This window comes from Frankia sp. Hr75.2 (genome assembly GCF_949319125.1).
Taxonomy (GTDB): Bacteria; Actinomycetota; Actinomycetes; order Frankiales; family Frankiaceae; genus Parafrankia; species Parafrankia soli.
This window is the reverse complement of the sequence record NZ_CASGGV010000343.1, coordinates 163,140-171,890: the sequence shown is the minus strand read 5'-3', so window position 1 is coordinate 171,890 and position 8,751 is coordinate 163,140. Positions and strand designations below refer to the sequence as shown.

At 72.8% G+C, this 8,751-nt stretch carries 5 protein-coding genes; 2 read left to right on the top strand and 3 right to left on the bottom strand.

Annotated elements, in window-relative coordinates; translation table 11 throughout:
• Nucleotides 1-133: 133 nt before the first annotated feature.
• The 3 genes from AC559T_RS34065 to AC559T_RS34055 form a co-directional block, all read right to left on the bottom strand.
• A complete protein-coding gene (locus AC559T_RS34065) occupies nucleotides 134-1,429 on the bottom strand; it encodes a DUF445 domain-containing protein (protein WP_498871304.1) in 1,296 nt (431 codons plus the stop codon).
• A gap of 122 nt (nucleotides 1,430-1,551) precedes the next feature.
• Nucleotides 1,552-1,875, bottom strand: a complete 324-nt coding sequence (locus tag AC559T_RS34060) for a DUF6343 family protein (RefSeq protein ID WP_083391396.1) — start codon at nucleotides 1,873-1,875, stop codon at nucleotides 1,552-1,554.
• A gap of 303 nt (nucleotides 1,876-2,178) precedes the next feature.
• The gene (locus AC559T_RS34055; RefSeq protein WP_498871303.1) at nucleotides 2,179-3,171 is read right to left on the bottom strand and encodes a hypothetical protein; all 993 of its coding nucleotides are present in this window, start codon (nucleotides 3,169-3,171) and stop codon (nucleotides 2,179-2,181) included.
• A gap of 1,641 nt (nucleotides 3,172-4,812) precedes the next feature.
• Here AC559T_RS34055 and AC559T_RS34050 point away from each other — a divergent pair.
• Complete coding sequence (locus AC559T_RS34050; protein WP_498871302.1) at nucleotides 4,813-8,232, top strand: sensor histidine kinase; 3,420 nt, start codon at nucleotides 4,813-4,815, stop codon at nucleotides 8,230-8,232.
• The gene (locus AC559T_RS34045; RefSeq protein WP_018505681.1) at nucleotides 8,232-8,651 is read left to right on the top strand and encodes a roadblock/LC7 domain-containing protein; all 420 of its coding nucleotides are present in this window, start codon (nucleotides 8,232-8,234) and stop codon (nucleotides 8,649-8,651) included. The genes AC559T_RS34050 and AC559T_RS34045 overlap by 1 nt, the downstream gene beginning before the upstream one ends.
• Nucleotides 8,652-8,751: the final 100 nt, after the last annotated feature.

Sequence of the window (8,751 nt, the reverse complement as noted above, 5' to 3'; positions counted from 1 at the left end):
GCGCGGGCGGGGGGGCCCGGGCCCCCGCCCCCCGGCGGCCGGGCACGGCCCGGCCCCGTGCCGCGTTGCTCCGGTCGGCGCTCCACCCAACCCCCAGGGTCGTCGTGTGCTGCGTCGGTCATGTTCCCACCCGTCAGAGCAGCAGCTCGGTGAGCAGGTGGATGACCAGGCCGGCGAGCGCGCCGACCACCGTCCCGTTGATGCGGATGAACTGCAGGTCGCGACCGACGTGCAGCTCGATCCGCCGGGACGTGTCAGCCGGCTCCCAGCGGGCCACGGTGTCCCCGATGACGGCGGCGATGTCCTCGCGGTAGCGGCCGACGGTGCGGGCGGCGATGTCGGCGGCGGCCCGGTTCACGGTGGACGCCAGCGCCGGCTCGGTGGCGAGCCGGTTCCCGAAGGCCGCCAGCTCCTCGGTGGCCCTGGTGCGCGCGGTTCCGTCCGGGTCCGTGGTCAGGTCGAGCAGTACGCCGCGGGCGGTCGCCCAGATCGCCGACACCGCCCGGTCGGTCTCCGGGTGGGCGATGATCCGCCGCTTCAGCGCCTCCACCCGCTCGCCGAGCTCGTCGTCGGTGCGCAGGCGCTCGGCGAACGTGGTGAGGAAGGAGTCCAGCGCGCGGCGCACCCGGTGGTCGGGGTCCCTCCGCAGGTCGGCGGCGAACCGCAGCGCCTCGGCGTACGCCTTGGCGGCGACCGCCTCGTCGAGCCACTTGGGCGACCAGGCCGGCGCCTGCTCCCGGACCATCCGCACGACCGTGTCCGGGTTCTGCTTCAGCCAGTCCTCGATCTCGGCGACGAGCAGGTCGACCAGGTGATGATGCGTGCCCTCCGCGACCACCCGGTCGAGGGCCACCCCGAGCACCCCCGCCCACCGCCGCTCCACGAGCCGGGGCAGGACGGTCTTCTCGACCAGCTCGCGGACGAGGTCGTCACTGATGCCGGAGATCATCGAGGCCACCCGTGCCGAGACCTCGGAGGTCACGCGTTCGGCGTTCTCCCGGCGGCGCAGCCAGCCACCGACCCGGCTGGCGACCCCGAGCTGGTCCAGTTTCTCGCGGATCACCTCCTCGGCGAGGAAGTGCGTTCCGACGAAGTTCTGCAGGCCGCGGCCGAGGGCGTCCTTACGGCGCGGGATGATCGCGGTGTGCGGGATCGGCAGCCCGAGCGGGTGCCGGAACAGCGCGGTGACCGCGAACCAGTCAGCCAGCGCGCCGACCGTGCCGGCCTCGGCCGCGGACGCCACGTAGCCGACCCAGCCCGGCGCGCCGGAGGCGTCCCACCGCCAGGCGACGACGTACACGGTGACCATGAAGGCGAGCAGCCCGGTCGCGATGGTGCGCATCCGGCGCAGCCCCTGGCGCATGAGGGCCTCGCTGAACGGGTCGCCGCCGAGATCGCGTGGGGCCCCGCCCGTCGCTGTCAGTGTCATCGCCCGCCCACCGGTGTCATCCGCGCCCGCCCGCCCCTCCGCAGGACCCTGCCGGAGAGCGCGGGCCTGGGCCGGGCTCGCGCGGCGGCGCCGACCCGCTCCGGCGGGGAGACAGCAACACCCTACGGGCGCGGCCCGTCAGCCCGGCGGGCCGCGCCCGCGCGGCGATGGATGACGACGAGGTCGACCAGCGCCGTGGCGGCGATGATCCCGAGAACGACCGCCGGCACGGTTCGGCCGGCCACCGCGAGCAGACCGCTGAAGACCCCGCAGAAGACCAGGCCGAACACGGCCAGCGCCCGGCGCAGGCCGAGGGCGCTGGCGGCCGGCGCGGCACCCGTCCGCGCGTCGCCGAGCGAGCCCAGCCGGCGCCACCACGGTGTGCGCCACCAGGGTGGGGGGTGCGCGGGGCGTTCGGTGCGCTGCCGGGGCACTGGAGCGGTCACGCCCTGCGGTGTGCCCGCCTAGGCGCGGACGAACCAGGACCACCCCGCAGCAGGGGAGGTCACAGGAAAGCAATCATCAGACATAAAAAGGGTATCCAAAAGGTTTGGCAGGAAGTTGCCTGTCGGCCTGCCTGGCCCCCTCTGATACTTCATCTCGTGATAAAGGGGCTGAGGGGTCTGTGAGTGTAGGTGACGGCGCGTTCCCGCCTGTTCCCGCGATGTTCTCGCCAGCGCGGCCCGGTCGGTCGCCGGGCGGCGGCCTCGGTGTCCCGCCGCCAGAGCCCCGGTGCCGGTAGCCCGGCGTCAGCGTGCCTGCGCGGCCGCGGCGTCACCGACCGCGTCGATGAGCAGTTTCGTCGCGGTGAAATCGACCGGGACCTCGATCACCCGGACCCCGCCCGCACCCAGCGCGGCGGCCAGGCGTTCACGGTGGTCGGCGGCCGAGCGGAGCCCGCCCCTGCGGCCCCACACCTCGACGACCAGGCTGGCATCCAGATCCGAGGCCAGCTCGAGCAGGGTGGCGGCGGTACCGGTCGGGGGCTGCTCGACGACCGCCACCCCCACCCGGCCCTGCCGCCATGCCAGCAGGGCACCGGCCACCGCCACACCGCCCCCGGCTGGCGCGACGCGCACCTCTCCGCCGACAGTGGGCACGGTGTGATCCACCCACAGCCCGGCGGCACCCGGCTCGGCCAGGACGATCCCGTTCGCCGGCAGCGTCTCGGCGACGTCGGCGGCGGCGCGGGCCGGGTTGAGCGGCGCGTCGTCCCGTGCGAGGAGCGAGCCGACGACCTCGGACGCCGCACCGGCCGCGGTGCCCGATTCCGTCGCCGTCGCCGTCGCCGTCGCCGTCGCCGTCGCCGTCGCCGTCGCCGTCGCCACGGCCGCGGGCGCGGGCGCGGGCGCGGCGGCAGACACGGGAACGGGGAAGTCCAGGGGGAAGTCCAGCCGCAGCCGGATCTCGGCCGTGCCGCGGGCGCGGGCCGCCTCGAGCGCGGCGACCAGGGCGGCCGGTGAGGGGATCGGATCCACCCGGGTCGGTGCGGCGGGCGGGGCCCCGGGGGAGGCCACGGCCGTCGCGGACAGCAGCGTGAGCACCTCGCCGTCCCAGGCCGCGCCAGGTCCGTGGCCCAGTGCGGCGGCGGCTGTCGCCAGCAGGCGGGCGCAGGCCTCATCCGGGGCGGCGATCTGGTGGGGCGAGCCCGGCCCCGTCAGCGCCGCACCCGGGGACGGCCCGTCCGGCATCGTCACCAGATGACGCACCCCGACCGAGACGAGCCACTCCCCGACAGTCATGGACCGAACGCTCCTTCTCCAAACGGATGGCGGGCGTCGGTGTGATTCGGCTGCTCATGGTGGTCTGGCCGCGTCGGCCCCGTTGCGCCCCGGTGTCCTGCATGTCCACGGTGGCGTGCCAGGTGGCGGCGGGGAAAGTGTTGTGACCTGCATCCACGGGGGGCGGCCGCCGCTGGTCGCGCTGCGTGGGCGGTACTTGGCGCTGAGCGCCTGCCTGCCACGTCGGGCGACCGTATCGAGAGTGGGCGCTCGCTCAGCGTGTGCAGGGGCCGAGGAAGGGGGCGTCCGGCAGTTCCCGGGACCAGCACCGCTCGTCGGGCGCGTCCTCACCGGCGCAGGCCAGCCGGACGAGCCGCGCCGGGTCCACGGTGAACACGGTCGGGCCGCCCCCGCCGCCCGCGGCGGCGAAGGTCGTCCCGGCACCGTCGACGGCGAGGCGGCGCCGCCCGGCCGCGCTCTGCTCCAGCCGTGCGACAGCCGGGCAGGCCGTCCAGGCGCGGTGTGCCGTGGACGATGCGGTACAGCACCGCGTCCGTGGGACCGGAGTCGAACGGCGGACGGCCGGTACCCGCGTAATGCCCGATCGAATGAGCCTGATCGCTCGCGCCCTGTCCGCGGTCTTGCGACCATCCCGTGCTCGGACAGCGGCTTGCGGGTTGTGCGGGTCCGCGGGTTGCGCGCGGCGGCCGGCGGGACGTCCGGTGGCCAGCGAGGATGTCTGGTGGCCAGCAGTGCAAACCGGGTTGGGCGGTGCGGTCGGCGGGGAGCGGCCTGGTCGAAGCTGCTACACGAAGAATGCCGCTTTCGGTCAAATCCAGGGGTGTGAGGGCGGGACCCGGTCCGTCCCGGCCGGTCTCTCCGGGGCACGTCCCACCTGGGTCTTCACGCGGTTGCACGCGGGATCGCCGTCGCGCGGCAGTGAGTTCGGCCGCCGCGACAGCGACCGTCCGAGGCACCGGCGGTGGACGGCCGCCGGGTCGCGCGGCGGGTCGGCGCAGCGCTCCGGATCGCGAACCCAAACCCGACTTCAACCCAACGGGCGGCAAATTTGCTCATCCGGGGCGCTCCGTGCCGTCGGATGCCTCGGACGTGTCGGCCCGCGTTCGGGCGCCGGGCATGGTGGCCTGCGCCGCGGGCGAATGGGCCGCCGCGGCTTCCCCGTCCGCTGCGCCGTTCGTCGACGGTGATCGGTTCCCGTTTGCGAATGCGCAGGTAGTACGCCTGCTGACGGCTATCGGGACAGGATCTAGACCACGCCTGATGTGATGTGCATCACCATGCCGTATGTATTCCTGTATATCAAAGGGCGTCCAACAATCGCTGGCGCCAAGGCGGGGAGCGCTTACAGCCTGTGATTCCGTGATTCCTGCCGGGAATACCCCTTCCGTGAGCCGGTTGACAAAGGCCGCCCACTCTCGCCGTCCTCATCGGTGTGCTGATGGGACGTGCTGAGGGGACTTGCAGGCAGGCTCGCTACAGTTGTCCGACGTCGGACGCTTTCAGGCGGGCGCGGGCCGGGTGTCATTCGATCGCGGTCCGCCCTTGTCGCGCGCCGTCCGTCGCGGACCAGGCATCGAATGAGCGACTCGCTCAACCCGCACACGAGGCGCCCAACCCCGGGGCGTCGGACGAGAGGACTGGATGCTCCGGAATTGGCCCATCCGCTCGAAGCTAGTGGTGATTCTGATCGTCCCGCTGGCCGCGCTGGCCGTGCTGAGCGCGATACAGGTGCGCGGGGACGTCGACAACGTCCGGGCCGCGGACCGCATCGAGGCGCTCGCCGACTTCTCGATCAAAGGTAACAACCTGGTCCACGTGCTTCAGCGCGAACGCTATGCGACCAACTCTTACGTCGGATCGGGCTTCACCAACCCGGTGCTGGGGGAGGGGGCGGTGGCGGCGCGCAAGCCCGTCGACGAGGCCCTCGCCGCCTACCAGGCCGACGAGCAGACGCTGCCCGCGTCCGCGCGCGACGCCCTCGGCTCGACGCTGAGTTCCATCCGGACACATCTCGACCAGCTGGCCGAGCACCGCAAGCAGATTGACGCTCGCCAGACCCAGATCGCGGCGAACGGGGCCTTCTACAACGAGGCCGTGAACGAGCTGCTGCTACTCAACGCGCGAGTCGCGGCCGGTAGCTCCGACGCCAAGCTGGTCAACGGTGCTACCACGCTGGCCGGTATCTCCCAGGCCAAGGAACAGGCCTCCCAGCAGCGTGGTTCGGTCGCCCAGATGCTCTCCCTGGGCGGGGCCAACCCGCAGATGCTGCGCGCGCTGCTGGCCACCGCCGGCGCGGAGACCGCCTGGACCGAGCAGTTCCGCACCACGGCGACGCCGTCCGAGCTGGAGCTGTTCACGAACACGGTCGGGCGCTCGGCCACCGGCGTCAACCAGATGCGCGAGGACGTGGTCAGCGCGCTCAGCGCGCAGCAACCCCCCACCGTCGGCCTTCGTGACTGGCTGACCGCCGCCGACGGCAAGATCGGCCAGATGCACGACGTCGAGGTGCAGATCGCGACCGACCTGGCGGCGACAAGCCGCGACATCGCGAGCACGGCCTCGCGGGACGCCCTGCTCGGAAGCATCGGCGTGGCGATCATTCTCGTGTTGTCGGTCGTGATCTCGTTGCTCGTCGCGAGCCCCATGATCGGCCAGCTCCGCCGCCTGCGTGGAGGCGCGCTCGACGTCGCCAACGAGCGGCTGCCCAGCGTCGTCGACCGGCTGCACCGGGGTGAGCCCGTCGACATCGACGCCGAGTCCTTCCCGGTACCCGCGACCAGCAAGGACGAGATCGGCCAGCTGGCGGAGGCGTTCGCCACGGTGCACGAGGTGGCGGTGCGCACCGCCGTCGAGCAGGCCGCGATGCGCAAGAGCATCGGGGACACCTTCCTCAACCTCGCCCGCCGCAGCCAGGCCCTGATCCACCGCCAGCTGAAGATCATCGACGCGCTGGAGCGCAAGGAGACCGACCCGGACGAGCTCGAGGAGCTGTTCCGCCTCGACCATCTCGCGACCCGTATGCGGCGCCACGCCGAGGACCTCATCGTCCTCTCCGGCTCCAAGCCCGCCCGTGGCTGGCGCCGGCCGGTTCCGATCAAGGACGTCGTCCGCGGTGCGGTCGCCGAGGTCGAGGACTACACCCGGGTCAAGGTCCTGCCCATCACCGGTGGCGCCGTCTCCGGCCACGCGGTCGGTGACGTGATCCACATGTTCGCCGAGCTGATCGAGAACGCTACCTCCTTCTCGCCCCCGCACACGCCCGTGCAGGTCGCCGGGCACCCGGTCTCCAACGGCTTCGTGGTCGAGATCGAGGACCGCGGACTCGGGATGAACCAGGAGGAGATCGACGCGCTCAACAACCGGCTGGCGAACCCGCCGCCGTTCGACCTGTCGACCAGCGAGCGGCTGGGTCTGTTCGTGGTCAGCCGGCTGGCGGAGCGGCACGACGTCCAGGTGCGGCTGCGGCCGTCGCCGTACGGCGGCACGATGGCGATCGTCCTGCTGCCCGCGACCCTGCTGCGTGCCTCCGACGACAAGGGCGAGGACAGCAGCCCGCGCGAGTTCGCCGCGGTCGGCGCGTCGAGCGCCGGCACGCAGGGCTCGGACCTGGCCGGTTCGCTCAACGGCATCGGTGACCGGGTGAACGGGGCCGGTGGCGCCGGCCCGGAGAGCAACGGCCACTGGGCGGGGGACATCCCCGGGGACGCCCTGGACGCGGCGGCGCTGTCGGCGGGCGGAGCCGTCAACGGTGCCGGCACCAGCGCCGACGAGACGCTGATCGACGACCTCCCGGTCTTCGCCACGGCGCGGTCGAGCTGGTTCGTCGCGGAGAAGCCCGGTGGCAGGAACCGGACAGACGACGAGGGAGACGACGACGGTCCGGTACCGCCGCGCCGTCCGGGCGAGCTGACCGGCCCGACGCGGCGGGCCGAGCTCCCGCCGTCCCGGGACGGCGCCGGTTACCCGGACGACGCGGGGGCCGGGAGGAACACGGGCTGGTCCGACGGACGGTCCGACCCGGCGGCCTCGCTGTTCGGTCCGCCTCCGGGTGGTGGCGAGTTCGGTGGCGGCTCGCTGTTCAGCGCTCCGCCCGACACCGGTCAGTTCAGCGGCTTCGGTCCGAACGGCGGCGGCTACGGTGACGCGGGCTTCGGTGACGGCGGCGGCTACGCCGGCGGCTTCGGTGGCGGCGCGACCGATGTCGGCGCCAACGGCATGGCCGGCAACGGATCGGGTGGCTTCGCTGACTCGGATTACCACACCGCCGAGTTCAGCCGGTCCGGTTTCGGTACCGGCGGCGGCCTCGGTACCGGCGGCGGCCTCGGGACCGATGGTGGTCCCGGGAACGACGGCGGTTTCGGGAATGGCGGCGGCCTGGGGCAGGAGACCGGCGACGGCTTCGGCTCGGCCGGAGGTTTCGGTTCGGATGACGGTTTCGGTTCGGGTGACGGCTTCGGCTCGGGTGACTCCCAGCCCGGGGCCGGGCTGCCGTCCCGCTCACGGACCGGGCGGGCCTCGGGCGGCTACGCCCGCGCCGACTACACGCCACCGGGCCAGCAGGGCCCGGCCGGGGACGGGACCGGCTACCGCGAGCCCCGCGCGGACCGCGGCCAGGAATTCGGCCGTCCCATGCGGGAGAACGGGTACGGCGGGGCGGAACAGGCCTACCCCGGACGCCAGGACGGCGGCATCGGCGACGGCGCCTTCCGCCGCTCGGCCCGGTCGTCGCACCCGGGGCAGTCCACCGGTGGGGGCTCCGCCTACCCCGGGGCCAACCCGCCGCCGGCGGCACCCCCGTTCGACACGGGAGCCGCCGCGGCGGAGGAGTCCGCCGACGACGGTCTCGACGAGCTCGGCCTGCCCAAGCGGCGGCGGCGCGCGAACCTGGCGCCGCAGCTGCGCCGGGAGAACGCGGACGCGGGCCGTTCGTCGCTCGCCGCGGGCCCTCGTTCACCCGAGGAGATCCGCAGCATGATGTCGTCCTTCCAGGCCAACTTCGGCCGTGGGATCGAGGACGGAACGGTGTCCAATGACGGAGATGATGTGAGGAAGGTAACCTGATGCGTCCGCTGGGGCCGTCGGAGAACATGAACTGGTTGCTCAACAACCTGGTCAAGAAGGTCCCCGAGGTCACCTATGTGATCGTGCTTTCTTCGGACGGTCTGCTGCTTGCGACCTCGCGTGGAATGGACCGGGCCACCGCTGACCAGCTCGCCGCGGTGGCGTCCGGATTCAACAGCCTCGCCCGGGGCGCCGGCCGGTTCTTCGGCGGCGGTAACGTTCGGCAGACCATCGTCGAGATGGAGGCGGGATTCCTGTTCGTCACCGCGGTCGGTGACGGCTCGTGCCTGGCTATTCTCAGCAGCCCGGGCGCGGATATCGGTCTCATCGCCTACGAGATGGCGCTGCTGGTGACGAGGGTGGGTGAGTTTCTGACGCCGGAGCTTCGCGCCGAAATGCAGTCGGCGCTGCCGATTTAGGACCTGTCCGAATGCACGCGCGGTGGCGCGTCACCGGTTCCGGCCCGTTCCCCACGGGCTGGAACCGGTGACGCGGCCACCGCGGGCAAATGACGATCCC

Excerpts from the sequence above, each read along its gene's own strand:
- AC559T_RS34045 (WP_018505681.1), top strand. The coding sequence starts at position 8,232 with ATGCGTCCGCTGGGGCCGTCGGAGAACATGAACTGGTTGCTCAACAAC.
- AC559T_RS34050 (WP_498871302.1), top strand. The coding sequence starts at position 4,813 with ATGCTCCGGAATTGGCCCATCCGCTCGAAGCTAGTGGTGATTCTGATC.
- AC559T_RS34065 (WP_498871304.1), bottom strand. The coding sequence starts at position 1,429 with ATGACACTGACAGCGACGGGCGGGGCCCCACGCGATCTCGGCGGCGAC.
- AC559T_RS34055 (WP_498871303.1), bottom strand. The coding sequence starts at position 3,171 with ATGACTGTCGGGGAGTGGCTCGTCTCGGTCGGGGTGCGTCATCTGGTG.